This is a genomic window from Agrobacterium sp. NPDC089420 (assembly GCF_044900305.1).
Taxonomy (GTDB): Bacteria; Pseudomonadota; Alphaproteobacteria; order Rhizobiales; family Rhizobiaceae; genus Agrobacterium.
The window spans coordinates 309,781-334,952 of sequence record NZ_JBJDMY010000003.1; the positions used below are offsets into that span (position 1 = coordinate 309,781).

Sequence of the window (25,172 nt, forward strand, 5' to 3'; positions counted from 1 at the left end):
CTTGTGAATTAAAAATGGTACGCGGGAAGCCGAACAATGCTCGCCTTCCCGCCCCCCGTTATTGGTGCGCCGGCCGCCTCCCCCGGCGGCGCGATTAAAGTCAGGCCGCCTGGACGCGGCTTTCGTGGTTTGCCACCAGTTCCTTCACCGAAGCGAGAACCTGCGCTTCCATGTCGGCGCGCAGCAGCGAAAAGGCCACGTTGGCGGCGATGAAACCCTGCTTGCTGCCGCAGTCGAACGTACGGCCCGAATATTTCTGCGCATGGAAGGCCTGCTTTTCGGCAAGCCGCTTCATGCCGTCGGTCAGCTGGATTTCATTGCCCGCGCCGCGTTCCTGCTTGGCGAGGATATCGAAGATTTCCGGCTGCAGAATGTAACGGCCATTCAGGTAATAATTGGACGGCGCTCTGGATGGTTCCGGCTTTTCGACCATTTCGGTAACGGCGAAGCCGTGATTGACCTTCTGGCCGACGCCGACGACACCATAGGACGACACTTCTTCCGGCAGGCATTCCTCGACGCCGAGAATATTGCCGCCAACTTCGTCATAAAGCTCCATCAGGCCGGCAATGCAGCCGCGCGCGCCGTAGGAGACCATGTCAGGCAGAAGCAGGGCGAAGGGTTCCTTGCCCACCAGTTCGCGCGCGCACCAGACGGCGTGGCCGAGACCGAGCGGGACCTGCTGGCGCGTATAGCTCACCGTGCCGGCAACCGGCAGCATCTTTTCCAGCTGCAGCACCTGCACTGTCTTGCCGGAGCGGGTCAGCGTGTTGATGAGTTCCGGTGCGCTGTCGAAATAGTCTTCGATGGCGGTCTTGTTGCGGCTCGTCACGAAAATAATGTGCTCGATACCGGCCTGCATGGCCTCGTCGACAGCATATTGCACGACCGGCCGGTCGACGATCGTCAGCATTTCCTTCGGCATCGCCTTGGTGGCGGGCAAAAACCGTGTGCCGTTGCCAGCTACGGGAATGACGGCTTTTCTGACAGTTTTGTTCAGGTCCATCGCGTTCTCCTTCATCAAGGTTTGATCTGTCCCCAGTCCCCGCGCAGATTTCGTCCACGCGTCAATTTCACGAAATCTGTCTTTTCACCCCAGTATTTGCCGCGGGCGCAAACATCGCGTCCCGCAGCCTCCGCAGCCGCACTGCAATCGGCATTCGCAAATGCCCCAGTACGGCGGGATCTCTGATCGTGGTCTTCAAGGCGCCGAGTATCGAGCGGCGCTTGATGTTCTCCACCAATGTCAAAAAATTATGCGCCAGCCGCAGGCTGCGGCTTCTCGCCTGCTGTGCGTCCATGGCGGCGGGCAGCAATGTGTAATGGCTCAGGAATTCCTGATCCGCCCGCATCATCGCCTCGACGTGATGAAGCTCTAGCACGCGCGAAATCGAGCCTTCGCGGATATTGTAGATGTAACCCGGCTTCGGTTCGATGACGCAGAGGCCGCCGGCGGCAAGCGCCGAGGCGAGCAGGATATAATCCTCGCCGATGCGGATATCCTCGCGGAAGCGCAGCCCCTCGCCATTGAGGAAATCGCGCCGGAACATCGGCTTCATGTAGCCGAAGTTGAAGGTGGAGCGGAACAGGATGTTGGAGGAAATGAAATCCTCGAGCGTCAGGACCGGCCGTTCCTCGAGAAACTCTTCCGGAAACATCGTTTCCATGGGCCTGCCGTCGGTGTAGACGACATCGAGATTGTCGACCGCTATGACCGCATTGGCGGCCTCTGCCCGGCACATCATGCAGGCGGAGCGCTCGGGGCGAATGACATCGTCGGAATCGAGCACGGCGATCCAGCGCCCGGTTGCGGCTTCGATGCCGGCATTGCGCGCACCTCCCGGACCGAGGTTTTCGGCAAGAGCACGCAGGCGGACGCGCGGATCGATGGCAGCGATCGCCTCGACGAGCGGAATCGTGTCGTCGGCGGAGCGATCGTCGACGACGATCACCTCCAGCGTCACCCCCTGCTGGTCGAGCGCGCTTTGAACGGCGGCTTGGATCGTGTCGGCGGCATTATAGGCAGCGATGACGAAGCTGATATCGGGCGGCAAGGCGAGATTTTCCATCAGGTCGCCTCCACCGCGCCATACTGGCGGATTTCGCGCACGCCGAAGGCGCCGCTCATCGAGCCCATATGCAATGCGCCACGCAGCGCATAACGGTTGCGGCGCACGGCGTTGAAACCGTTCAGTGCGGCGAAGACGGCGCAATAAAGCGCCTTTGCGCCGGCTTTGACGACCTGCACGACGCGGCGTGCACCGGGCTTCTTCTCGGCCAGCACGCGGCCGTGGGTCTGGCCGGAGCGGAAGCGGCGTTTGGCAAGCCACATGAAGCTTGCGCGGTTTTCCGGAACCGGCTCCGACAGGACGGCATCTTGCGCAAAGACGATGCGGCCGCCGGCGGCGTGAAGATGCGAGAAGAAATGGGTGTCCTCACCGCCGCTCTGGCCCAGCGCCAACGCAAAACGCCGGCCCTTCACCGAGGGCGCTTCCATTTTCAGAAGCGTATTGCAGGTATAACCGGTGATGATTTCGCCATTCACCCAGACCGGAACGGTGGAGTGGAAATCGCCGCGTTTCATCCAGTCCGGCGCATTGTCGCGGTAGACCGCCGTCACCGGGCCGAGAACGGTTTCCGCACCGGTTTCGTCGGCCTTTTCCAGAAGGGCGGTGAGCCAGTGCGGCGGGGCGGTTTCGTCATCGTCGATGAAGGCCAGATAATCCGCCTTGCATTCCGACAGGCAGGCATTGCGGGCAATCGAAATATTCGATTTCGGGCAATGGACATAGGTGATCTCGAAGGGCGCGGTTTCGCGCAGGCGGTCCACACTGGCCTTGGCGCTCGGCTCCTCGTCATTATCGGCGACAATCAGCCGAACTGTCACGCCTTCCGGCACATCCAGTTCGAAGAGTGACAGAAGTGTGGCGACGAGTGCGGGGCGTCTGTAGGTGCAGATGCCGATATCGACGGTTTTTACATCATGCGGGCGGGTGACGGTGTTGTCGGTCACGAGACAGCCTTTCTTCCCCGGAATTTCAGGAGTTCCAGCCAGAAGCCGGTGGACCAGGCCAGATGCATCACCATTGCCGAAAAGGCGGCGAGCGGGCCGTATGGGTTTTTCTGACCTATTGCCATCCACAAGCCATAACCCACACATGCGGCGATCCAGAGGCCAAGCGGAATAAGTGCGGCCCAATGCACCAGCGACAGCAAGGCGAAGACGAAGACCGGCAGGACGGCGAGCGGAATCATCTGGCGGATTTTGGGGATCGAGCGATGTTTCAAGAGGTTCTTCGCGCGGCCGCGGCCATAAGCGAGATATTGCCGGAAGAGCGGCATGACGCTGTCACGCGGATAATAGGTCATGCGGGTCTTGTCGGTCATCCAGATGCGGAAGCCGGATTTGCGCAGCCGGAAATCCAGTTCCGCATCCTCGTTGTGGCTGAAGCTTTCGTCATAACCGCCGACGGCGTCGAAAGCGGCAATCCGCATCAGCGCGTGGTGGCCATGGTCGATCCAGTGGCCCTTGGCGCCTTCGCGGTGCTTGGAGCCGCCATTGCCGAGTTTGGAATTCTGGGCGATGGCCGTTGCCTTCTGGAACAGGCCGTGGCCGACCGTATCCATGGCGACGACGACGGAATCCGCGCCGGTGCGCTCGGCATCCTCGATCAGCCGCTGGCAATAGTCGTCGGGATAATCGCCATGGGCGTCGATGCGGATGAGGTAGTCGAAATCCTCGCCGAAGGTGGCGACGGCAAGGTTGATGCCGGCGCTCTGGATGCGCTTCGGATTGGCAAGAAGCGTGACGCGCTCGTCCTTCGCCGCAAAGGCGGTGACGATATCGCGTGTCCCATCGGTGCTGCCGCCATCGGCAACCACGATGCGGAAAAGCCGACCGTGCATTGCAACGGTGAACTTGTTGAGCAGCCCCTCGATCGTTTTTGCCTCGTTGAGGCAGGGAATGACGATCAATGTTCTGATGCTGGAATTGCCGCGACCTTCCATGATTTGCCCCCTACGCATTACACGGGTGAAAACTGCGCTTCACCGGCATGGCCGGAAGCGGATTTGGCAAGCAATGACAATTGCTGGACCAGCAGACGGCAATCGTCGCGGTCGGTCAGCCATTGTTTCCGGTCGAGGGCTGAAAGGGCGCCGAAGGCGTCCGCATAGATTTGCGGCGTCATTCGGCCGAACAGGGCGACGAGATCGTCCGGGCTTGCATTTTGCAGGACAAGGCCGATATCGCGCCTGTCGATGAAGCGGGCGGTTTCCGTCCCGGCAAGCGCAATCGGCAGGGTGCCATAAAGGCAGCCCTCGTAAAGCCGGTTGGGCAGCAGCCAGCTGGAATTCTGGCCTTCCTCGAAAAAGTCTATCGCCCAGGTGAACTGCACCTCGTTATAGATGGCGGCAAGGTCTTCGGGGTTCTTGTAAGGCCCATGGAAATGCACATGCGGGGCGGCGGCCACGAAGCCGTCCAAGTCCGAAAATTCCGAATAGGCCGGCCGGCCGCGCAGGATGATTTCGACCTTGCCGTCCATGCGTCTGGCAAATTCGGCAAGCATTTCGAGCGATTTGCGGCAGCGAAGCGCACCGAACCAGCCGATTTTCCATGGTTCGCCGGGGGCGGGTGCGCGCGGTTGCGGCGTGGCGGCAATGCTGGTGTCGAGCGCCAGCACCTTGTTTTCCTGTAACAGGACGGGAAGGTTGAGGCCGGATACGGGCTTGAAATAATGCTCCACGAAAGCCGGAGAACTCGTCACCAGCAGCTTGGCGTCGCGGGCGAAATAACGCTGCGCGGCGTTCAGCAATTGCCCGGGCTTGCCCCTGTTGAGAAGCAGGCGGTGAATGTCGAGACATTCGTAGACCAGCGCCGGTTGCCCGGCATAGATCGACATGGCGCGTTTTGCCAGCGCCAGCATTTCCAGGTTTCTGGCAAGGATGATATCGGGTGCGGGGATGCCGCCCAAGCTGTTGCCCAGCGAGAGGCTGGCTTTTGCCACCGCAGTCATGCGCTGCAGAAACTGCCCGTCGGCGGTTTCCCCGAGCACGACAGGCACGACGCCTTCGATCTCCGCCAGCCGGTTCTGCCCGCGACGGAAGCCGGCCAGCGTGACCCGCGCCCCGCCCGCAAGCAAGGTCAGCACCCGCCGGCGAATGGCGGGGTCCGACAGATCATGCGCGAGGTAGAGAATATGGGCCATGCGGGGTTCCGGTTGGTGTCACGCGTCAAAGACGCCGCAGCACAGGTTTTGGTTCAAAAAATCGGATCGGTTCAAAGGTCTGGTCAGTTCAGTGCGCAGGCGATGCTTTCCGGGAACTGGCATTTGTCGCCGAGCGCCGTGAAGGCAAACCGGTCAACGATCATCTGTGATGGTCCGGCATAAGAAAACTTGCCCATCCAGTCCTTCAGCGTGTCGGTGCCCCACAGGCTGAAGAAAATCTTCTGGGCGTTCTGGGGGATCTTGGTCTCGTCTGTCACCTCGTGAACGAGCTTGCCGTTGACGTAATAACGCAGCCGTTGCGGTTCCCAGACGAATGCGTAGTCGTTGAAGCCGGCATCGGCTCCGCCTTCCACCGGCACCAGCTTCTCATTGCCGCCCTTGGCGGAAATATACTGGTTGAGCTGCACCTGGCCCGTATTCCTGCCCAGAACCTCGAAGTCGATTTCGTCATGCGGCTTCTTGTCGGTCGGGCCGATATAGGTGAAAAAGGCGGAGTTCAGCCCTGAGCCGGTGGCGGCCTTCAGGCGCGCCTCATAGGTGCCATAGCGATAACGGCCCTTGGTCTGGATTTCGCCGCAGGCAAAATTGCGATCGCCGGCCTTGGCTTCTTCGAAACCGAGCGTCAGCTGGCCGTTTTCCACCGTCGCCAGTTTCTTCGACCAGGTGCAGTTCTGATGCGAACCATTGTTCCAGCCGTCGGAGACGTACCAGAAGCTTCGGTCCATCTGGTCGAAATTCTCGATGAAGGAGGCGCCGTTGCCCTCCTGCGCGTGGACCGGCGCTGCGAAAGTTGCGGCCGAGAGGGCCGCGGCAAGGAAAATGCGTGTCTGAACGCGGGTGACGAATGTTGTCATTGGTTCACCTCTGTCGTTGCGAATAAAGCGTTTCGGATTTTGGCGGGCCTATCGTGGCCGGCCGTTTTGCCGTGAGTTCGGCGTTGGTCTTGCGCTTGCCGCTGCGGCTTCCAGTCAGCACGGCATAGAGATCCGGCAGGTATTTGCGGATCTGGGCGTTGCTGATCACCAGAATGACGAAGGCGGAAAGCGTCGCGCTGATATAGAAGGCTGGATAGAAGTCCGGCCCGCCCTTGTTCCAAATCATCCACATGATGACGAGCAAGGGGTAGTGGGCGCAGAAAATCCAGAAGCTCAGGCTGCCGGTTTCGGCAAGCCGCTGGCCCAGTCGGCTGCGGATGAGGATGGAGGAGGAGACCCAGAAACCCAGCGCGCCGAAGACCGCAAGCAGATTGCGCGACATGTTCAGCCAGAAGGTGAATTCCGGTCCGGTGAAATAAAGGCCGGTGGCCAATATGGCGGAGGCGGCGAAAGTCAGCAGCATGATCGGCAGAGCGTAAGGGTCGAGCGCCTTGACATCGACCCGGTGCAGCGCAAGCGCGATGCCGAGCGAAAAGCTGAAGAGGATGGATTTCTTCTGGACGATGAAGATCGTCAGATCGGGCATGGCGGTGATGACGAGCAGGACGGCAAGCGTCGGCAGCGCGAAACGGCGCATCAGAAAAGCGAGCACGGGCGACAGCAGGATGCAGACAAAAAGATCGCGCAGGAAATACAGCGGCACATTCACCGGCAATTCTTCCAGCGCCGTTCCATGGCTGATGATCTCACGCGGGCTGGCGCTCCACAGATCCGGGAAATAACCGACGCCGACATCGAAGAGCTGGATCAGCAGCACGGCGGCAAACAGCGCGCCATTCCACAGGAGAAAGGGCAACAGCACGGTTTTCGACTTGGAACGTATGGTCGCGGGATAATCGAAACCGCTCATGCCGCGGCGAAACAGCAGGTAACCGGAAATGGCGCTGAGGCAAGGCACGCCGATGCGGAACAGGGCATCGCCGAGGAAAACCCGCAGCCAGTCGAAGAAGCCGTAAAGGCCGAGAAACGGGCTGGTTTCGGCATCGTGCGGCACGTGGACGAACACGATTCCGGAAATCAGCAATATGCGCATCAAATTGATACGGGAGGATAGGTTCTGATCGACAGTCACATCAGTCACCCCTATTGGGCGGCGTCCACCCACGCCGCGTTGCAACCAGAGCGAACTTAAGCCCGCGTTGGAAAGTCTGGTTTCGACTTTGGGATAAAATGTGGCGACGCGGGAAAAACACAAGCTTAGATTTTGCGGGTGAATGTCTGGCGTTTTGCCCATTCTTGCCGATGCGAAAAGTCAATTCATTGAAAAGATTAATTTCTTCGTAAATTTACGCATCGTTAAAAATCGCTGAAGCGTGTGAAATTGTCATTTGTCGTGATATTGCGCTGCAAAAAGAATGGGTTTCAGATCTTTCCGCAAGGGACGAAACCTTTGCGGAAAGGGCCGGTTCACGGCGGAAATGAGGCGCGTTTTCCGTAGTCTATCTAACCTTGGGTTGCAGTGTCCCGCATACGCCGCGATTTGACCATCCCGAAGATCTTTCCAAGCAGCGCGCGTTCGGTCAACAGGATCAGCACCGTATAGATGAGGCCGCCGACGGCGGCGCCCATGAGAACCTGAAGGGTTGCATTGGGAATATGGTCGGCCACGCTGTGAAGCAGATAACGCACGGAAACCGCCATGATCAGTGCCGCGATCATCGGCCGGCTGCTGACATAGAGGCCGCGGAAAAACGGCGTGTCGCTTGCCTTGAACACCGCCCAGGAATAGGCGACCAGCGTTACCGCATTGACGATGCACAGCCACACCATGGCGTCGATCAGCGTACCATAGAGCGCGGCGAGCCACACCGCGACCGTGGTGACGATGGCGCGGATCGTCGCCGACCAGAACAGGACGCGACCGTAACCGGCACCCTTCAGATAGGGGATGAAGGTGCTGCATGGCGTCAGAATCGCCTTCGACAGGGCAAGAAGCCCGAGAACCGGCCAGGCATAGGCCCAGTTCTGCCCGAAGATCACCAGCATGGCCGGTTCGGCCACGGCCCACAGGCCGAACATCATCGGCGCGAGCAGCACGGTCAGCACCTGCGTGCTGAACATCAGCGCGTCGCGGCGGCGCTGCGGGTCGTCCATCATGCGGCTGAAGGCGGGAAACAGAACGCCCATGACGGCCGACAGCACCACCTGGTTGGGAATGCTGGCAAAGCGGTTGGAGGCGGAATAGGCGCCGGCATCCGCCAGGCCGAGATGCCGGGCGATGACCACCATCGGCGACTGGAAGGTCACGAAATTGGCGATTTCCGAGCCCATCAGCCCGGAACTGAAGCCGAGAAGCGGCACGAGACGGCGCGGTTTCATGACGAAGCGCGGGCAGTAGCGCGAAACGGCGTAAAGCCCGACCAGCCGGATGAGGGCGGCGGCAAAAAGCTGGATGATAAGCGCCCAGACACCGAAACCGAGAAAGGCGAGCGCCACCGCGATGATTGCCGCAATGCTTTCGGACGCCATGCTCCACAGCGCGTCCTTGCTGAAATTCATGCGCCGGGCCAGCAGCGAATAGGCGACATCGCCGGCCAGCTGCAACGGAATGAGGAAGGCCATGATGCGCAGCAGATAGGCGCTCTCCACCGCACCCAGCAGCCCACCGAAAAATTCCGCCCAGATATAGAGCGCGGCGGCCATGGTGCAGGAGATCGCCAGATTGGCCCAGAAGACGGTATGGATCGTGTCCATATCCTCTTCCTTTTCGACGATCAGCGCTGAGGTCAGGCCCGCGCCGGCGATCATGGTCAGAAATTGTACAACCGTTAGTCCTACCGCCACCACCCCGAATTCCTCCGGGGAAAGCAGTCTGGCGAGAATGGGGACCGTGACAAATTTAAGCCCGAATGTCCCTGTTTTTGATAAAACGCTCCAGCCGACATTCGTGGTGATGGTCTTTACATTTGGCGCTGGGGGCATACAAGCATCCTGTTTCTGGAGGCCGGCGGGGAGGAATGCCGGTTGGGAGTTGCCGATACCATCGGGGCGCTTTTAGGATCGGCCCGACACTTCTTGATCAACGCAAGGGGCGAAACAATGGCAAGATTTACTGTCGTCATTCCCTATTACCAAAAGCAGCACGGTGTCTTGGGACGTGCACTCGCATCGGTTTTTGCGCAGACTTACCAGGATTTCGATCTTGTCATCGTCGATGACGAATCGCCATACCCGATCGACAACGAACTTGCGGAACTTTCGCAGGCTGAGAAAGACCGGATTATCGTCATTAAACAGGCCAATGCCGGCCCCGGCGGCGCCCGCAACACCGGTCTCGACAATGTGCCCGACGGCACCGACTATGTCGCCTTTCTTGATTCCGACGATATCTGGACACCCGACCATCTGCAGAATGCGGCCTTCGCGCTTACGACCTATGGCGGTGAGTGCTACTGGGCATCAATGCAGGCAAGTGACGAATTTTATTATCATTTCGCCATTTCCGAACTGGAGAAGAATGAGGGCGCGGCACGGCTTTCCGAGACGCCGCTGGTGATCGAGCTGCCGGATCTTGCAAGCGTCATGCTGCGCAACTGGAGCTTCCTGCATCTCTCCTGCATGGTGATCGGCCGGCCGCTGTTTGAAAAAATCCGCTTCGATCCGGCGCTTCGTCTGGCGGCGGAAGACGTGCTGTTTTTCTGTGATTCCATCCTGGCGTCGAAGCGCACGCTTCTGTGCGACGATGCCGGCGCCATGCGCGGCATGGGGGTCAATATCTTCCACAGCATCGATAATACCTCGCCGGAATTCCTGCGCCAGCAGTTCAATACCTGGGTCGCGCTCGATACGCTGGAGGGGCGTTTTTCACGCCGGCCGGCCGATGTCGCCTCCATTGCCTCCTACAAGAATACGGCGCGCAAACAGGCGCTGTGGAGCCAGGCGGGCAATCTGAAACGGCGCAAGGCGCCCGAATTCGGGCTGCTTCTGAAATGGGCGATGCGCGATCCGGCACTGCTGCGCGCCGCTTTCGAGCTGGGTGCCGGAAAAATCGTCCGCTCCAGATGAGCGAATTCTCGCCCGCAAGAATTTATATGTTTTCTCACCCAGGAGTGACCTCATGAAACCTTACCACTGGGAATCGCATCATGGCAATTTTGGTGACGATCTCAATCTGTGGCTGTGGGATTTTCTGCTTCCGGGCCTGCGCGACGTGCATGACGATGTCATGCTGGTCGGCGTCGGCACCGTGCTGAACGACGTTCTTTTGCCCGCCAGGCAACGCAAGCTGGTGATCGGCAGCGGTTATGGTTACGGCGCGGTGCCGGATACCAGTACCGAGTTCTGGGACATACGCTGCGTGCGCGGCGAAAAAACCGCCGCCAAGCTGGGGCTTTCGCCCGAAAAGGGCATTGTCGACCCGGCCGTCATGGTCACCGAAATGCCGGAGTTCAAAGGCTTGCCGAAGCTCTACAAGAAGACCTTCGTTCCTCATTGGGAATCGGCGGAATTCGGCATGTGGGAAACGGTCTGCGAACCGGCGGGGCTGACCTATCTCGACCCGCGCGGCGAGGCGAAAGCGGTCATCCGCGCCATCGCCCAGTCGGAATTCATCGTGGCCGAATCCATGCATGGCGCCATTCTTGCCGATGCCTTCCGCGTGCCGTGGGTCGCGGTCAGCACCTCACCTTCGATCAACAGCTTCAAATGGAGCGACTGGGCCGGCAGCGTGGGTGTGGACTATCAGCCGCGTTATGTGCCGGTTTCGACCCGTGCGGAAGCGGCGAAGAAGGGTTCGCGTTTCTGGGGCATGAGTTTCCCGCCGCCGCCCGGCCCCGTCATTGCCGAGGCCGGTTCCGTTCCGGCGCATGATGGCCCGACGCATGAGGGTGATGTGCTGGTGCGGCCGCAGGAAACGCAGTCCCGGTCATTGCGCAAATTGGCCAAGCAGGTGCTGGCCGCGCCGTCCACGCTGGCGCTGTGGCAGGCGAGCCGCGCGGAGCCGCGCCTTAGCCCGGATGGCCGGCTGGAGGAGCGCAAGGACCGTTTTGCCGCGGTTCTGGAAACGGTGAAGCGGGATTATCTTTGAGGGTGATCTAACATAGTCGGCGGTGGTGCTTCCTTTCGCGCCAGGGGCAAGGTGTAGCGGCACCTATGTGTTTGGCGAAAGCGGACAATCTGCAGACCGTCACCCCGGACTTGGATACCGGGGTCTTTCGCGATCAAGTCATTGATCGCGAAAGACTCTTTCACGGCGCAGACGCGCCGTGGCTGGATGCCGGATCAAGTCAGGCATGACGGAGGAACGAAAGGCGGACTTGTCGTCGTTCTTGCAGCAGCGGATCTGCCCTCACGAAACCGGCGTGCCATCCAGCAGATAACGCACGTCCCGCACCGGCGGCGATTTGCGGAAGCGGGCGGTCTTGTCGCTCCAGATGCCGCGCGTGATGGCGGGCAGGGCGGGCAGGCGTGCGAGAGCGTGGCCCAGTGCGCCGCCCATGCCTTTCTGCTTTTTCGCATCGAGAAAATGGCGAAGCTCGAATTTGGCGCGGATATGTTTTTCATGGTCGCGCAGGATCGCCGTCTCGGCGGCGGAAAGCCGGCAGCCGGCAAGAATGGCCCGGTCCGCTTCGTATAAGCGGCGCAGGTCATCGGTGCCGTGGCGGCCGCTCAGCGAATTGCCGCGCACGATCGCGCCGTAACCGCAATGGCGGATGACCTTGTAGCGCGCACCGGCGGCCAGGGCGCGCACGTAAAGTTCGTAATCTTCGCCGAGCCGAAGCGCTTCGTCGTAACGCAGCGCATGTTTGTCGAGGAAGGCGCGGCGTATCACCGGTTTCAGGAACCCGGTTTCCCCGCGCTCGACGCCGGGCCGGGAAATATTGCCTTCCACGAATTCCGCAAGCGACAGATACCGCGCCTGCGGTTCGAAGCGTGCCGGCTGCATGGAGGAGGCGCCGGCAACCGATTGCTGGATGAAGGCGATATTGTCAGCCACGAGGTCCCAGTCGTCATCGGCCAGCATGGCGGCAAAGCGGCCCCGGAAAAAGAAATCGTCCGCATCGAGAATGCTGATGAGCGGCGCAGAGGAAATCGAGATCGCATGGTTGCGGGCGGCCGAAGGACCGCGATTGACGTCGAATCGCACCACGCGCAGGCGGCCCGTACCATCATCGGCCGCATGCGCAACGTCGCTGGTCGTATCGGCGGAACCGTCGTCGATCACCACGACTTCCGCAACCTCCGGCTCCACAAGCGCGGAGCGTATGGCGATATCGATCGTTTCGGACGCATTTTTCGCAGCGATGATGACGCAAATGGGCTGTGAACCGCTCACCATATGGTGTCCTTCTGCTTTGACAAACCGTGGTTATTTGGCCAGCAGAAAGTGTCAGGCGTGTGGATGCAAGCGATTTTTTTGCGACGCAATAAACAAGACGCTTCGGGAATTACATATCCGTCAATTTCGCGCCATGGGGCGGTGCGCTTTTTGCGGCGTCCGCCGATATCGTCTCGGCGCTGCGGTCACGGGAAAAGCTTTCGCGCATCCGGCGTTTTTCGCGGGCGACCAGCACCAGAATCGCAATAAAATAACCGACTTGCAGGATGACGGCGCAGATGAGCGTCTGGACGAATGCCGTATAGAACGATCCGTGGATGACGTATGTGGCAACCGCAAAGGCGAGCAATGCACCGATCATGCTGAAAAAAACACGAGGTGCATACATGGTGCTCTCCTCCCGAGAACGATTTCTCCATTTTTGGCTGCGCTGCGGCATTTTTTTTCTTTGCAAGAAATATACGATGAGACTGGTGTTGTTTCAACACACATATACTTCTTCTATCTGCCGTGGCATGAAATTTCGGTAATCTTGATTGGTAAATTCCTTGGTAATCGATGATTCCTTCCGGTCGGGGCGGCCTTGAAACATGATTTTGCGCTCCGAACAGGCGAAGAATCGCTCTCCGGCAGGCCTTTGCCGGCTGTCTCCATCTCTCTGCAGACTTCGTTAACCATCTCGCCTTTAAAAAGTCGGTATTGATTCCTCGAAGAGCAGGGTGCCCGCGTGATGACGAGTTCAGAAGTAATCGCCTTTCCGGCAAAGAACCGCATTGCCGATGTAAAACGGTGTGCAACCATGCTTGATCGTCTGCATGGTGCGGAGGCGAATGATTTCTGGCGCCGGGAATGCCGCGAGCTGGCCGCCTATCTGACGGGATTGGGCTATGAGGATGCCGCCATGCGGCGTGAGGTCATGGAGTTTCAAAACGCGGTGCAGGCGGAATTATGGGCGGGTGACGCCACGCCTGAGGCGCGCCGCGACAGCCATTGAGGCCTCGGCACGTTCCATAAAAAAGCCGGCAGGTGTCGCACCGCCGGCTTTTTTCGTCAGCTCAGCCCTGGCTTCAGGAGGCGCCGGCGCCGCGCGTGCGGGCAACGCCATCAAGCGCCGGCTTGTATTTCGGATCGAGCCGCGCGGCATGCGCATAGGACTTGGCGGCCTTGGCCATCTCGCCGCGCCGCTCATAGACCAGAGCCTGGTTGGCCCAGGATTCCGCCACCTTGTCATCCAGCGAAATGGCGTGATTGAAATCCGCAAAGGCGTTTTCGTCGTCATTCAGCGCGACGTAAGAAAGGCCACGGCCATTATAGGGCTCTGGCGATGTCGATGACAGCGAGATTGCCTTGGAGAAGTCCTCGATCGCCTGGGCATGCTGGTTGCGCAGCTGGTAGATCAGGCCGCGATTGTGCCAGGCGCGTCCATCGGTGGTTTCAAGCTCGATGGCGCGGGAGAAATCGTTGAAGGCTTCGTTCACGCGTCCGGACTGGCGGTAAAGATTGCCGCGGCCGATCAGCGCCACATCGTAGCTCGGATTGATCTGCAGCGCGGCATTATAGTCCTGCAGCGCCTGCTGCTGCTGTCCGGAGTTGCGGTAGACCAGCGCGCGGTTGGCATAGGCCTGGTAAAAGCGCGGGTTCAGCTGCAGCGCCCTGTTGAAATCCTCGATGGCGCGGCGCGAATCGCCGGCGCGGCCATAAGCCGAGCCACGGACATTGTAGCCTTCCGGATCCTGCGGATTGGCGTTGATGACCGAAGTGAGCGAGGCGATGTTTTCCTGCGAGCCCTGGGCACGGTCGATCCTGAACACATCTTCCGTCTGGTTGGATGTCGCGCAGCCGGAAAGGCCGGCCAGAACGGTGCACACGACCAGAGAAGCGCGAAACCCTCTGTTGTTTTTCAATGGCGGCCGAGGCGTGGAGGCATCGGCGTTTTTCACAACACAGGCGTCGACAGCGGTCATTCGGTGTGGGTTCCCTCGCAGGCCGGTCTCACGGTCGTTCTCAAGAACATTCTCCGGCCACAAACACAAAGAGCGGCGGCGAATTGATCGCCCCCGCCCAACAAGCATTCAAAAACGTCCAAAAGACGGCCTATTAACGGCCTGCGCGGGGGCCTGCAACCAGACCTTCGCGCTGTGCACGCTTGCGTGCCAGCTTGCGAACGCGGCGAACGGCTTCAGCCTTTTCGCGGGCGCGCTTCTGGGAGGGCTTTTCGTAATAATCGCGCATTTTCATTTCACGGAAAATGCCTTCGCGCTGCATCTTTTTCTTCAGGGCGCGGAGCGCCTGATCAACGTTATTGTCGCGGACTAGTACCTGCACGTGAATCCCGTTCCTTTGGTTTGGTTGATTTGCTATGTGAATAAGGCATTCGCACGCAAATAAAAATCGTTCGTTCGGCTGTCGAGCCGGGCGATTGGTGACGTGCAATAACAGATCATTTGCAGCAAGTCCAGCCGGTAGCGCATAAACAGCCTGCAAAATGCAGCTTCCCCGGCATTCTGCCTGCGATGTCGAAACAAAAGCATTGCGGCGTCGCAAAATGGATATTGCCTCCCATCCCGATTTGCCATGTGTATGATACGGGCCGGAACCATGTTTCCGGCTTCTGGCCGGTTGTCGAGGAGCAGATTGCGAATGCGCAAATATTCCGTTTTTGCCGTGGCGCGTGAGGCGCTCAGGGGTCACAAGGGGTGGGATGCGCAATGGGCCTCACCCGAGCCGCGCAAGGATTATGATGTCATCATCATCGGCGGCGGCGGCCATGGGCTGGGTGCCGCTTATTACCTGGCCAAGGAACACGGCATCACCAATGTCGCGGTGCTGGAAAAGGGCTGGCTCGGCGGCGGCAATACCGGCCGCAACACCACCATCATCCGCTCCAACTATCTCTATGAAGAGAGCATGCATATTTACGAGCACTCCCTGAAATTGTGGGAAGGCCTGAGCCAGGATCTCAATTACAACGTCATGTATTCGGCCCGCGGCGTGATGATGCTGTCGCACAACATTCATGACCGGCAGTCCTTCAGCCGCCATATCAATGCCAACCGTCTTTATGGCATCGACAATGAATGGCTGACGCCGGAGCAGGCGAAAGCCTATTGCCCGCCACTCGATATATCGGGCAATGCGCGTTACCCGATCAACGGTGCCGCCCTTCAGCGCCGCGGCGGCACGGCGCGTCACGATGCGGTGGCCTGGGGTTATGCCCGCGCGGCCTCGGACCGCGGCGTGCACATCATCCAGAACTGCGAGGTCACGGGCATTCGCCGCGGAGCTGACGGGGCGGTGACGGGTGTGGAGACCAATCGCGGTTTCATCGGCGCCAAGAAAATCGGCGTTTCCGCAGCCGGTCACTCCTCCGTCATCATGAAAATGGCGGATGTGCGCGTTCCCCTGCATTCCAACCCGCTGCAGGCGCTGGTGTCGGAGCCGCTGAAGCCGATCTTCCCCTGCGTGGTCATGTCCAACACGGTTCACGCCTATATTTCGCAGTCCGACAAGGGCGAACTGGTCATCGGTGCAGGCACCGATCAATATAACTCCTATTCCCAGACCGGCGGGTTGCAGATCATCACCCATACGCTGGACGCCATCTGCGAACTGTTCCCGATCTTCCGCCGCGTCAAGATGATGCGCCAATGGGGCGGCATCACCGACAACACACCAGACCGCTCGGCCATCCAGAGCGTGACACCGGTGCAAAACCTCTTCGTCAATTGCGGCTGGGGCACGGGCGGCTTCAAGGCGACGCCGGGTTCGGCCAATCTCTTCGCGCATCTCATCGCCCGCGGCGAACCGCATCGCCTGGCGGCCGGGTTGACGCTCGACCGGTTCCGTACCGGCCGGCTTATCGATGAGGCTGCCGCTGCCGCGGTGGCGCATTGATGCTGGCGGCGGCCATGCTTTCGATCACAATCTCTGGCGCGGCCGTGGCCGTGCCCGTCGGCAGCATCATTCCGGAGGTAAAGGATTTTCGCAGCCAGAAGATTGCGAAGATGCATGGCGAAAAAGACTGGCCCTTCGTGGCGGAAAAAGGCCTGCTTCTGTGCGCTCCCAGTCTCGCAAACAAGATGGTCTATTTTGTCGGCGAGAGGGAGGATGGCGAGCAGGACTACCCCTTCGCAATCGACACCGACATGATGGCGGTTGCCATCGTCAACATGGGCCGGGCCTCGGCGCTGCGCCCCTTCGATAATTTTGAGCAGCTTTTAAAGCGGCTTTCCCCCTTCGTAGCCATGGGGAAGCGGCTGTGTGACCAACCCGCCGGAACCATTCTTCCGGAAAATTCTCTCTAGGTGGAGCGACGATGCTTCTGATCCATTGCCCCTATTGCGGGGAAGACCGTTCCGAACTGGAATTCCGCTGGGCAGGCGAGGCCCATATCGCCCGGCCGGAAAATATCGCCGATATTTCGGACGAGGCCTTCGCGGAGTATTTCTTCATTCGCGACAATGACAAGGGCCTCGTTTTCGAGCGCTGGCGTCACATTCACGGTTGCGGCCGCTTCTTCAACGCTGCCCGTGATTCCGTCAGCGATAAATTCCTGATGACCTACAAGGCCGGCGAGCCGAAGCCCGATACTGAGGCGGTCCTTTCCGCAGACAAGGGAGCCGGGCAATGAGCGGCGATTATCGTATCAAGGGTGCTGGCCGCCTGACGCCCGCCAGAACCGCGCGTTTTACCTTCGACGGCAAGATCTATCCGGCGCTGGAGGGCGATACCGTCGCATCCGCGCTGCTGGCCAATGGCGTGCATCTGATCGGCCGCTCGTTCAAATATCACCGGCCACGCGGTTTTCTGTCCGCCGGGCCGGAAGAGCCTAACGCGCTGATCGACGTCTCCCGCGACAGCCTGCGCAAGCAGCCCAACGTGCGCGCCACGGTGCAGGAAGTCTTCGACGGTGCGGTTATCGCTTCGCAGAACCGGTTTCCGTCGCTGTCCTTCGATCTCAGCGCCATCAACGATCTCCTGTCGCCGATGTTCGCGGCCGGTTTCTACTACAAGACCTTCATGTGGCCGAAGGCTGCCTGGCACAAGATTTACGAACCGCTGATCCGTCGCGCCGCCGGTCTCGGCAAGGCGCCGGGCGAACCGGATGCGGATCATTATTCCGGCCGTTATGCCCATTGCGACGTACTTGTCGCCGGTGCCGGCGTCGCCGGCCTGACGGCGGCGCTGTCGGCGGCGAAAACCGGGGTCAGCGTCATTCTGGCGGATGAAAATGCCGAAGTCGGCGGCGTGCTGCGCTTCGATACCGGCGCGGTTATCGATGGTCTGCCCGGCTATGAATGGGCACAGAAGGTTTTGGCCGAGTTGCAGTCCATGCCGAATGTGCGGGTTCTGACCCGCACGACGGCCTTTGGTTATTACAACCACAATTTTGTCGCTCTGGCGGAGCGCGTGACCGATCATCTCGCCACACCGGCCAGACACCAGCCGCGCGAGCGGCTGTGGCAGGTGCGCGCTAAAAAGGTGGTGCTGGCGGCCGGCGCGATCGAGCGCCACATGGTCTTTGCCAATAATGACCGGCCTGGCATCATGCTGGCTTCGGCGGCCCGCACCTATCTCAACCAGTACGGCGTGGCCGTCGGTCACAATGTCGGGGTCTATACTGCCCATGATTCGGCCTATGAGACGGCCTTCGACCTGAAGAAGGCCGGCGTGAAGATCGCCGCCATTATCGATTGCCGCGAAAACCCGGATCAGCGCCTGCTGGACGAGGCGCGCGCGCTCGGCATCGAAGTTCTGGCCGGCCACAGCGTTTACAACACTGCCGGTCGCCTGCGCGTTTCTTCCATGACGGTTGGCCGCAACGGCGGCTCCAACAAGCGCAAGATCACCATCGATGCGCTGGTCGTTTCGGCCGGTTGGACGCCATCCGTGCATCTCTTCTCGCAATCGCGCGGCAAGCTGAAGTTTGACGCGGCTAACCAGCGTTTCCTTCCTGATGTCCATGTGCAGAACTGCGTTTCCGTCGGCGCCTGCAACGGCACGGACGATCTTGCCGCCGTGATTGCCGAAGCGGCTGCTGCCGGCGGCGGTTCGGTGGAATTTTCCGGCGAAAATGCCCGGGCATGGACGGGCGGCATGATCGGTGCGGCCGAAGGTGCTGGCGAGGGCACCGGCGTCAAGGCCTTCATCGATTTCCAGCACGATGTCTGCGCCAAGGATATCCGCCTTGCCGTGCGCGAGGGCATGCATTCGGTCGAGCATATCAAGCGCTTCACCACCAACGGCATGGCTTCGGATCAGGGCAAGATGTCGAACATGCACGGTCTCGCCATTGCGTCAGAAGTGCTCGGGCGGGATTTGCCCAAGGTCGGCCTCACCACCTTCCGCCAGCCTTATACGCCGGTCACCTTCGGTACGCTCATCAACCATTCGCGCGGCGCGCTGTTCGATCCGGCCCGCAAGACGCCGATGCATGAGGAGGAACTGGCGGCCGGAGCGGTGTTCGAGGATGTCGGCAACTGGAAGCGCGCCTGGTTCTTCCCGCGGGCGGGCGAGGACATGCATGAGGCGATCAACCGCGAATGCAAGACGGTTCGGACAAGCGTCGGCGTGTTCGATGCCTCCACGCTCGGCAAGATCGAAGTGGTCGGCCCGGATGCGGCGAAGTTCCTGAACCTCATCTACACCAATGCGTGGGATACGCTGAAGCCCGGCCGCTGCCGTTATGGCATCATGACCCGCGAAGACGGCTTCGTTTACGATGACGGCGTTGTCGGGCGTCTGGCCGAAGACCGTTTCCATGTGACCACCACCACGGGCGGTGCGCCGCGTGTTCTCCAGCACATGGAAGATTATCTCCAGACCGAATTCCCCGATCTCAACGTCTGGCTCACTTCGGCAACCGAACAATGGGCGGTCATTGCCGTGCAGGGTCCGAAGGCGCGCGAGGTGATCGCGCCTTTTGTCGAGGGCATCGATCTTTCGCCGGAAGCCTTCCCGCATATGGCGGTGGCCGAGGGCAAGTTCTGCGGCGTGCCGACGCGGCTCTTCCGCGTGTCCTTTACCGGCGAACTCGGTTTCGAAATCAATGTCCCGGCCGATTACGGCGCCGCCGTCTGGTCGGCGATCCGCGACAGGGCGGAAGCGGTGGGCGGTTGCCTTTACGGCACCGAGACCATGCATATTCTCCGTGCGGAAAAGGGCTATATCATCGTTGGTCAGGATACGGACGGCACGGTGACGCCGGACGATGCCGGGCTTGCCTGGGCCGTTTCCAAGAAGAAGACGGATTTCGTCGGCATTCGCGGCCTGAAACGCATCGATCTGACGCGTAGCGGCCGCAAGCAGCTCGTCGGCCTGAAGACCAAGGACAGGCTGACCGTGCCTGACGAAGGCGGCCAGATCGTCGCCGATCCGAACCAGCCGAAGCCGATGGCCATGCTCGGTCACGTCACCTCGGCCTATTGGTCGGAAAATCTCGGCCACTCCATCGCCTTTGCGCTGGTGGCGGATGGCAGGGCACGTATGGGCGAAACCCTCTATATCCCGCTTGCCGATAAAACCATTGCCGTCGAAGTGACCGACATGGTCTTCCTCGACAAGGAAGGAGCCCGTCTCAATGGCTGACATGCTGCACGCAAAACGCAAATCCGTGCTTGAGGATTTCCACGGCGGTTCGCCCTTCGTTTCGCTGAAGCCCGCCGCCTCCGCCGCGCGGCTGTCGTTGCGGGCGCGGGAAAGTGCGGTCGCGGCGCTGTCGGAAGCGCTCGGCCTTGCCTTGCCCACCAGCCCGAAAAGCTCCGTCACGTCGGGCCTGCGCTCGGCTCTGTGGCTCGGTCCGGATGAATGGCTGGTGATCGACCAGGGCGAAAGCGACCTGATGGCGGCGCTTGCCGGCGTCTCCGGGCTGTTTTCCGCAACCGATGTGTCCCACCGCAACACGGCCGTCATCGTTTCCGGCCCCGGTGCGGAAGCAGCACTCAATGCCGGCTGCCCGCAGGACCTGTCTCCGGCGAGGTTCCCGGTGGGCGCCTGCTCGCGCACGGTTTTCGGCAAGGCGGAAGTGGTGCTGTTGCGCACGGCAGACGATACATTCCGGGTGGAATGCTGGCGTTCCTTCGCGGATTATGTCGGCGGGCTGCTGCAGGAGGCGGCGGAAGACGTGGCGGTTTAAGCCGCCATCACGTCTGGCCACTGGCCTGTTGGGCTCAGCTTCGCGGCGTCGTTCTTCTCCCGCCAGGGAGAAGGCGACCAGCATCGCGCGGCCCTTTCCTAGTCCGTGACGTGATCGAGGCCCGGACGCCATCCCCGCCATTCCACCCATCGCCCATGGAAATCGGCCCGGCCGATCTCCTGTTTTTCGCCGGTCGGCCATATCTGCAGGGTAATGGCGGCACCGCCCGGCATCGCATCCGCTTCCATTTGCAGGCGCGCAAGCGGGGCCTGCGGCGTGGCGCGGGCGCCGGCCTCGGCGATCAGCTCTTCGCCCGCCTGTTTCAGATCATCCGGCAGATATTGCCAGGCGATGGAGTGATAAACGACATGGGCGGCTCCCGGATGCTGCGTGGCAAGCCGGCGTCGCAGCCAGTCGATGGCATCGGCCCTTTCCACCCGCAGACCGTTTTCCACCGCGATGCGTAACGCCGCGGCGGTGCGTTCCAGCCTGTCGGTCTGGTCTGCCCAGATATAGGACATCAGCCGCAGCCGGTCCTCGGCCGATGACGGATCGAGCGGGTTGAGATCGCAGCCGGCGCGCTCGATGACCTCGATCCGCCCATCGGGCGGGTTGCCGCCGCGCCATTCCGGCGACTGGAAGACATCGGATTGTTCGCCCCAGGCAAAATCGCCGAGACGATACCGGTATCGGTCGAATTGCAGGTTGAGCCCGGCGCTTGCCCCCACTTCGGACAGCACGAGCGGCTTGCCGGTCTGCTCCACAATCGAAAGAAAGCCCGGCAGCAGCACGGCGGAACGGCGGACTTCGTTGGTCTGCGGCGGTGATTTCAACCGGTCGAGGATGAAGGCCGAATGCAAGCGCAGGGCATCGGCGCAGGCCTGCCACAGCGCGTCCTCGTCTTCCGGCGCAATCGCGACAAGCGGCGCGATCCTTTCCTGAATGGCAAGCGCATGCAGCGCCCCGGCCAGCCGCAGCGGCACGGAATCGCCCGAGGGGCCGACATCGCCGGGCCAGGACAGGATTTTCTGGCCCACTTCCGTCTGGCGGTCGAGCCTTGCCGCGACGGCGCGGCAAAGCCTTGCGGTAAAGGGCGAACCGAGACTGTCGCAGGCCCTTGCCTGCACGAGAAACGCATTCCTCACGGCTTCATCATGCATGCGGTCTCTCCTGTTATTTCGCTGATTGGTTTCCGGCGACGGCGGGGCTGGAATCGTCCAACCCGAAACGGCGCATCAGGGCTTTATGCTCGTCCGATCCGAGATAGGCTGATAGTGCGGCATCGATTGCCTTGCCAAAATCAACATCCGATCTGCGATATGCGAATGCCCCTGCGGCTGCTGCCCTTTCGCCGGGGGAAATGGCGACGAATTCCAGTTCCAGATCCGGCCGTTGCCGCAGAAAGCCCGCATGGGCCATTGCGACGCTGGCATAGGCGTCGGCGTGGCCGTCAAGAACCGCCTGTGCGGCCTCCTCGTAAGTCTCGCACACAAGCACCTGCGCGTCAGGCACGCCGCTATCCGTGATTGCCCGGTGTTGCAGCTGGTTACGGACCGCGACCATTGTGCATCCCGGATCCTTGGCTGCTGATGCGTAGCCGATTAAATGTCTGGGGTTGCCTTTCCGAACCAATAATCCATCCGGCAAAGTCCAGATGGGGCAGCTGAATGACGCTATCTTTCTGCGTTCGGCTGTATCGAACAGGCCTGTGGTCATGTCCCACCGCCTGTCTTCCAGACCGGGCAGAAGCTGCGAAAATTCGGTTTCGACGAAATCCACGTCGGAGATGCCGATCATGGTGAGAATGACCCTCGCCAATTCGACGTCGCAGCCGGTTATGGCTCCGCTTTCGCTTCGATAGTTAAACGGAGGCTCAATCAGATAGGCGAATTTCATCAATATCTCCGTTTTTCATGATGCGCTTGCGAAATCAGGCGTCCGGCGGCCTGTCCTCCGGGTTGAACTGGCTGATCGTGGTCCAGCGGGCGGTGAGCGCCGGTTTTTTCTCGTTTTCGATTTCCACCGTCACGTCATAGGTCGTCATCAGCATGGCGGCACCGCGAAAACGTGCTTCCGCCAGCGTGAAACGGCCGCGTACCCGCGCGCCGCTTTTGACCGGCGTGACAAAGCGGACGGCATCGAAACCGTAATTGATGCCCATGGTCTGCTCGCGAATGCGGGGCAGGGCATCGTAATTCAGCGCCGAAAGCAGCGAGAGCGTCAGGAACCCATGGGCGATGGTGCCGCCAAAGGGGCTTTCCGCCTTCGCGCGTTCCGGATCGGTGTGGATGAATTGATCATCCAGCGTCGCTTTTGCGAAGGCGTCGATCATCGTCTGGTCAACGGTGATCCAGTCGGAAACGCCCATGTCCGTGCCGACGCGGTCCTTCATTTCCGCCAGCGCAATTTCTTTTGTCATGTTACCTCGTCCGCATTGTTTCCAGCGACTTATACGGCTGGCGACGCAAGAGGATCAACCGCGCAGATAAAACACCACCGACCGGGCGGGCAGGAAGGCGGGATTGCCGAAATCCGTGCCGATGGCGCGCCAGCCATCGCCGGGCAGGGTGAAGGGCACGATCACGCCGCTGCGGTTGATGAGACCGGCAAGCTCGGCATCCTTGCCGGTCTCTTGGTCCGGTGTGGAGAGCAGCATGGCGAAGGCCTGTCCATCCGGTCTTTCCCAGTCTGCCACCGTCATGGGTTCGCCGCCCGGGGCGAGCCATGTCACATCGCCCTTGCCGGAGAAGAAGCCACTCTCAGAAAATACGCCGAAACGCTTGCGCAACCCTGCAAGAAACGCCGTATGGTCGATCAGTTCGGCAGAAAGCGATGACCAGTCGACCCAGTTGATCCCATTGTCCTGGCAATAGGCATTGTTGTTGCCCTGCTGGCTGCGGCCGCCCTCGTCACCGGCGGTCAGCATCAAGGTGCCGCGGCTGACGAACAGCGTGGAAAGCAGCGCCTTCACATCCGCGATGCGGGCGGCAACAATGGCGGGATCGTCGGTCAGGCCTTCAAAACCATTGTTCCAGGAATGGTTTTCATTATGGCCGTCGCGATTGTTCTCGCCGTTTTTTTCATTGTGCTTGTTTTCGTGGCTGACGAGGTCGAACAGGGTGAAGCCGTCATGGGCGGCAAGAAAATTGACGCTGCGGCTTTTCGAGCGGCCATGGCGGGAAAAGATCGGCGAGGACCCGGAAAGCGCATTGGCCAGCGCCCCGGTGGTGCCCGCATCGCCGCGCCAGAACCGGCGCATGTCATCGCGGGCGCGGTCGTTCCACTCCAGAAAGCTCTCGGGAAAATTGCCGAGCTGATATCCGCCGGGGCCGATATCCCAGGGTTCGGCGATCAGGATTCGGTCGTAAAGTGCGGGGTCCGAATGCATGGCCGCAAGCGTCTCGCTCGCCATGTCGAAGCCGTGGGCGGTTCGGCCCAGCACGGGGGCCAGATCGAAACGAAATCCATCCACGCCGGCATGAAGAACAAAATGCCGGAGAGAATCGATGATGAGCTGGCGGATATAGGGATGATCGCAGGCGACGGTATTGCCGGTGCCGGTATCGTTGACCAGCACGCCCGGCTGTCCCGGCGGATGGCGAAAGGCGGTAAGATTGTCGAGGCCGCGCAGCGACAAAACCGATCCTTCGATATCGCTTTCACCCGTATGGTTGAAGACCAGGTCGAGAATGACGCCGATGCCTTGCGCATGCAGCGCCGCAACCGCGTCGCGCAACTCCCGCACGCCGCCGGGGCAAAGGCGCGGATCGAGCGCCATGAAGCCGACGGGGTTATAACCCCAGGCATTGCAAAGGCCGAGCGGCGGCAGATGGCGCTCGTCGATCCAGGCGGTGATCGGCATCAACTCCACGGCGTCGACGCCGATTTTTTTCAGATGGGCGAGGATGGCGGGATGGGCAAGCGCGGCGACGGTGCCCCTGATCTCTTCCGGCACATCGGGATGCAGCCGGGTGAAGGATTTGACCGCCAGCTCGTAAATCAGTCCGCCTTCGGCAAAAAGCGGCGGCTGCCGCCTGGCCGGCTCCTGCTGCGAAAGGATCGTCTTCGGCACGATGTGCCCCGTTTCTTCGCCGAAGACATATAGTGCCGGATCATGCCGGAAGGGGCGGTCGATTTCGGTGGCATAGGGGTCGAGCAGCAGCTTTGCGGGATCGAACCAGAGGCCGTGTTCGGGGGCGTAAATGCCGTGGGCGCGAAAGCCGTATCGCGTGCCGGGGCCTGCTTCGGCGTGTGTGAGCCGATGAACATCGTCTTCGCCGCGGACCATCGGCAGACGCGCCGTCTCTTCTTCACCGGTCTCATCGAAAAGGCAGAGATCGATCTGCGAGGCGTGCCGGGAATAGACCGTGAATTCCGTTCCATTTTCCGTCCGGGTTGCGCCTTTGGGGAAGATGGATGGGTTCTGCATGGTCTGTCTCCGATAGGGTCTTGTTTCTTCTCAAAGGCATCGGCAGGCTTGGAGCATGCTGTTCCGGTCACCCCAAACGTCAAAAAGGGTTGAAACCTCTCCTCCGTCGTCCTCGGGTCAAGACCGAGGATGACGCCAGGTGTGGCAAGGGGGCGTCACCCCGACAAGC

The 25,172-nt window shown here is 60.6% G+C and carries 24 protein-coding genes; 8 read left to right on the forward strand and 16 right to left on the reverse strand.

The window, feature by feature from the left end; translation table 11 throughout:
* Nucleotides 1-100: 100 nt before the first annotated feature.
* From ACI2KA_RS06140 to ACI2KA_RS06175, 8 genes are all read right to left on the reverse strand, one after another.
* Nucleotides 101-1,006, reverse strand: coding sequence for a UTP--glucose-1-phosphate uridylyltransferase (locus tag ACI2KA_RS06140; protein ID WP_404500195.1), 906 nt, complete (start codon nucleotides 1,004-1,006; stop codon nucleotides 101-103).
* A 67-nt stretch (nucleotides 1,007-1,073) separates the two neighbouring features.
* Nucleotides 1,074-2,069 carry a glycosyltransferase family 2 protein gene (locus tag ACI2KA_RS06145; RefSeq protein WP_404500197.1) on the reverse strand — a complete coding sequence of 332 codons (996 nt, stop codon included), beginning with the start codon at nucleotides 2,067-2,069 and terminating at the stop codon, nucleotides 1,074-1,076.
* The gene (locus ACI2KA_RS06150; protein WP_404500199.1) at nucleotides 2,069-3,013 is read right to left on the reverse strand and encodes a glycosyltransferase; all 945 of its coding nucleotides are present in this window, start codon (nucleotides 3,011-3,013) and stop codon (nucleotides 2,069-2,071) included. Before ACI2KA_RS06150 ends, ACI2KA_RS06145 begins: the two co-directional genes overlap by 1 nt.
* Nucleotides 3,010-4,008 carry a glycosyltransferase family 2 protein gene (locus ACI2KA_RS06155; RefSeq protein WP_404500201.1) on the reverse strand — a complete coding sequence of 333 codons (999 nt, stop codon included), beginning with the start codon at nucleotides 4,006-4,008 and terminating at the stop codon, nucleotides 3,010-3,012. Before ACI2KA_RS06155 ends, ACI2KA_RS06150 begins: the two co-directional genes overlap by 4 nt.
* A 17-nt stretch (nucleotides 4,009-4,025) precedes the next feature.
* Entirely contained in the window at nucleotides 4,026-5,207 is a 1,182-nt protein-coding gene (locus tag ACI2KA_RS06160) for a glycosyl transferase family 1 (protein WP_404500203.1), read from the reverse strand.
* A gap of 83 nt (nucleotides 5,208-5,290) precedes the next feature.
* A complete protein-coding gene (locus tag ACI2KA_RS06165) occupies nucleotides 5,291-6,082 on the reverse strand; it encodes a family 16 glycosylhydrolase (protein ID WP_404500204.1) in 792 nt (263 codons plus the stop codon).
* Nucleotides 6,083-6,086: 4 nt separating this feature from the next.
* Nucleotides 6,087-7,235 carry an acyltransferase gene (locus ACI2KA_RS06170; protein WP_404500206.1) on the reverse strand — a complete coding sequence of 383 codons (1,149 nt, stop codon included), beginning with the start codon at nucleotides 7,233-7,235 and terminating at the stop codon, nucleotides 6,087-6,089.
* Between the two features lie 371 nt (nucleotides 7,236-7,606).
* Nucleotides 7,607-9,085 (reverse strand): lipopolysaccharide biosynthesis protein, encoded by a 1,479-nt coding sequence (locus tag ACI2KA_RS06175; protein ID WP_404500208.1) that lies wholly within the window; start codon nucleotides 9,083-9,085, stop codon nucleotides 7,607-7,609.
* A 117-nt stretch (nucleotides 9,086-9,202) separates the two neighbouring features.
* On the opposite strand from ACI2KA_RS06175, the gene ACI2KA_RS06180 reads away from it, so the two are divergent.
* Both ACI2KA_RS06180 and ACI2KA_RS06185 read left to right on the forward strand, forming a co-directional pair.
* Nucleotides 9,203-10,168 carry a glycosyltransferase family 2 protein gene (locus ACI2KA_RS06180; RefSeq protein WP_404500210.1) on the forward strand — a complete coding sequence of 322 codons (966 nt, stop codon included), beginning with the start codon at nucleotides 9,203-9,205 and terminating at the stop codon, nucleotides 10,166-10,168.
* Between the two features lie 52 nt (nucleotides 10,169-10,220).
* Nucleotides 10,221-11,189 carry a polysaccharide pyruvyl transferase family protein gene (locus ACI2KA_RS06185; RefSeq protein WP_404500212.1) on the forward strand — a complete coding sequence of 323 codons (969 nt, stop codon included), beginning with the start codon at nucleotides 10,221-10,223 and terminating at the stop codon, nucleotides 11,187-11,189.
* Nucleotides 11,190-11,450: 261 nt separating this feature from the next.
* Here the strand turns inward: ACI2KA_RS06185 and ACI2KA_RS06190 are convergent, their stop codons facing one another.
* Entirely contained in the window at nucleotides 11,451-12,440 is a 990-nt protein-coding gene (locus ACI2KA_RS06190; protein ID WP_404500214.1) for a glycosyltransferase family 2 protein, read from the reverse strand.
* A 109-nt stretch (nucleotides 12,441-12,549) separates the two neighbouring features.
* Nucleotides 12,550-12,828 carry an exopolysaccharide production repressor protein gene (locus tag ACI2KA_RS06195; RefSeq protein WP_404500437.1) on the reverse strand — a complete coding sequence of 93 codons (279 nt, stop codon included), beginning with the start codon at nucleotides 12,826-12,828 and terminating at the stop codon, nucleotides 12,550-12,552.
* A gap of 342 nt (nucleotides 12,829-13,170) precedes the next feature.
* Between ACI2KA_RS06195 and ACI2KA_RS06200 the strand changes: the two genes are divergently transcribed.
* Complete coding sequence (locus ACI2KA_RS06200; protein ID WP_404500216.1) at nucleotides 13,171-13,434, forward strand: DUF6074 family protein; 264 nt, start codon at nucleotides 13,171-13,173, stop codon at nucleotides 13,432-13,434.
* A gap of 73 nt (nucleotides 13,435-13,507) precedes the next feature.
* Here ACI2KA_RS06200 and ACI2KA_RS06205 read toward each other — a convergent pair whose 3' ends face one another.
* Both ACI2KA_RS06205 and rpsU read right to left on the reverse strand, forming a co-directional pair.
* A complete protein-coding gene (locus ACI2KA_RS06205) occupies nucleotides 13,508-14,404 on the reverse strand; it encodes a tetratricopeptide repeat protein (protein WP_404500218.1) in 897 nt (298 codons plus the stop codon).
* A 133-nt stretch (nucleotides 14,405-14,537) separates the two neighbouring features.
* Complete coding sequence (rpsU, locus tag ACI2KA_RS06210; RefSeq protein ID WP_003508541.1) at nucleotides 14,538-14,765, reverse strand: 30S ribosomal protein S21; 228 nt, start codon at nucleotides 14,763-14,765, stop codon at nucleotides 14,538-14,540.
* Between the two features lie 315 nt (nucleotides 14,766-15,080).
* On the opposite strand from rpsU, the gene ACI2KA_RS06215 reads away from it, so the two are divergent.
* Genes ACI2KA_RS06215 through ACI2KA_RS06235 form a run of 5 tightly spaced genes read left to right on the forward strand, consistent with a single transcriptional unit; the run spans nucleotide 15,081 to nucleotide 20,574 of the window.
* Nucleotides 15,081-16,334 (forward strand): sarcosine oxidase subunit beta family protein, encoded by a 1,254-nt coding sequence (locus ACI2KA_RS06215; protein WP_404500220.1) that lies wholly within the window; start codon nucleotides 15,081-15,083, stop codon nucleotides 16,332-16,334.
* Nucleotides 16,334-16,744: a hypothetical protein gene (locus ACI2KA_RS06220; RefSeq protein WP_404500222.1), complete on the forward strand. Its 411-nt coding sequence runs from the start codon at nucleotides 16,334-16,336 to the stop codon at nucleotides 16,742-16,744. Before ACI2KA_RS06215 ends, ACI2KA_RS06220 begins: the two co-directional genes overlap by 1 nt.
* A gap of 11 nt (nucleotides 16,745-16,755) precedes the next feature.
* Entirely contained in the window at nucleotides 16,756-17,070 is a 315-nt protein-coding gene (locus ACI2KA_RS06225; protein WP_404500224.1) for a sarcosine oxidase subunit delta, read from the forward strand.
* Nucleotides 17,067-20,027, forward strand: coding sequence for a sarcosine oxidase subunit alpha (locus ACI2KA_RS06230; protein ID WP_404500226.1), 2,961 nt, complete (start codon nucleotides 17,067-17,069; stop codon nucleotides 20,025-20,027). Before ACI2KA_RS06225 ends, ACI2KA_RS06230 begins: the two co-directional genes overlap by 4 nt.
* Nucleotides 20,020-20,574, forward strand: a complete 555-nt coding sequence (locus ACI2KA_RS06235) for a sarcosine oxidase subunit gamma (RefSeq protein WP_404500228.1) — start codon at nucleotides 20,020-20,022, stop codon at nucleotides 20,572-20,574. The genes ACI2KA_RS06230 and ACI2KA_RS06235 overlap by 8 nt, the downstream gene beginning before the upstream one ends.
* Nucleotides 20,575-20,672: 98 nt before the next feature.
* Here the strand turns inward: ACI2KA_RS06235 and ACI2KA_RS06240 are convergent, their stop codons facing one another.
* Genes ACI2KA_RS06240 through glgX form a run of 4 tightly spaced genes read right to left on the reverse strand, consistent with a single transcriptional unit; the run spans nucleotide 20,673 to nucleotide 25,003 of the window.
* Nucleotides 20,673-21,734, reverse strand: coding sequence for a DUF2332 domain-containing protein (locus tag ACI2KA_RS06240; protein WP_404500230.1), 1,062 nt, complete (start codon nucleotides 21,732-21,734; stop codon nucleotides 20,673-20,675).
* A gap of 13 nt (nucleotides 21,735-21,747) precedes the next feature.
* Nucleotides 21,748-22,470, reverse strand: a complete 723-nt coding sequence (locus ACI2KA_RS06245) for a transporter substrate-binding domain-containing protein (protein ID WP_404500232.1) — start codon at nucleotides 22,468-22,470, stop codon at nucleotides 21,748-21,750.
* A gap of 34 nt (nucleotides 22,471-22,504) precedes the next feature.
* On the reverse strand, nucleotides 22,505-22,993 hold the full coding sequence (locus tag ACI2KA_RS06250) for a MaoC family dehydratase (protein WP_404500233.1): 489 nt from the start codon (nucleotides 22,991-22,993) through the stop codon (nucleotides 22,505-22,507).
* Between the two features lie 54 nt (nucleotides 22,994-23,047).
* Nucleotides 23,048-25,003 (reverse strand): glycogen debranching protein GlgX, encoded by a 1,956-nt coding sequence (gene glgX, locus ACI2KA_RS06255; RefSeq protein WP_404500235.1) that lies wholly within the window; start codon nucleotides 25,001-25,003, stop codon nucleotides 23,048-23,050.
* Between the last annotated feature and the right edge of the window lie 169 nt (nucleotides 25,004-25,172).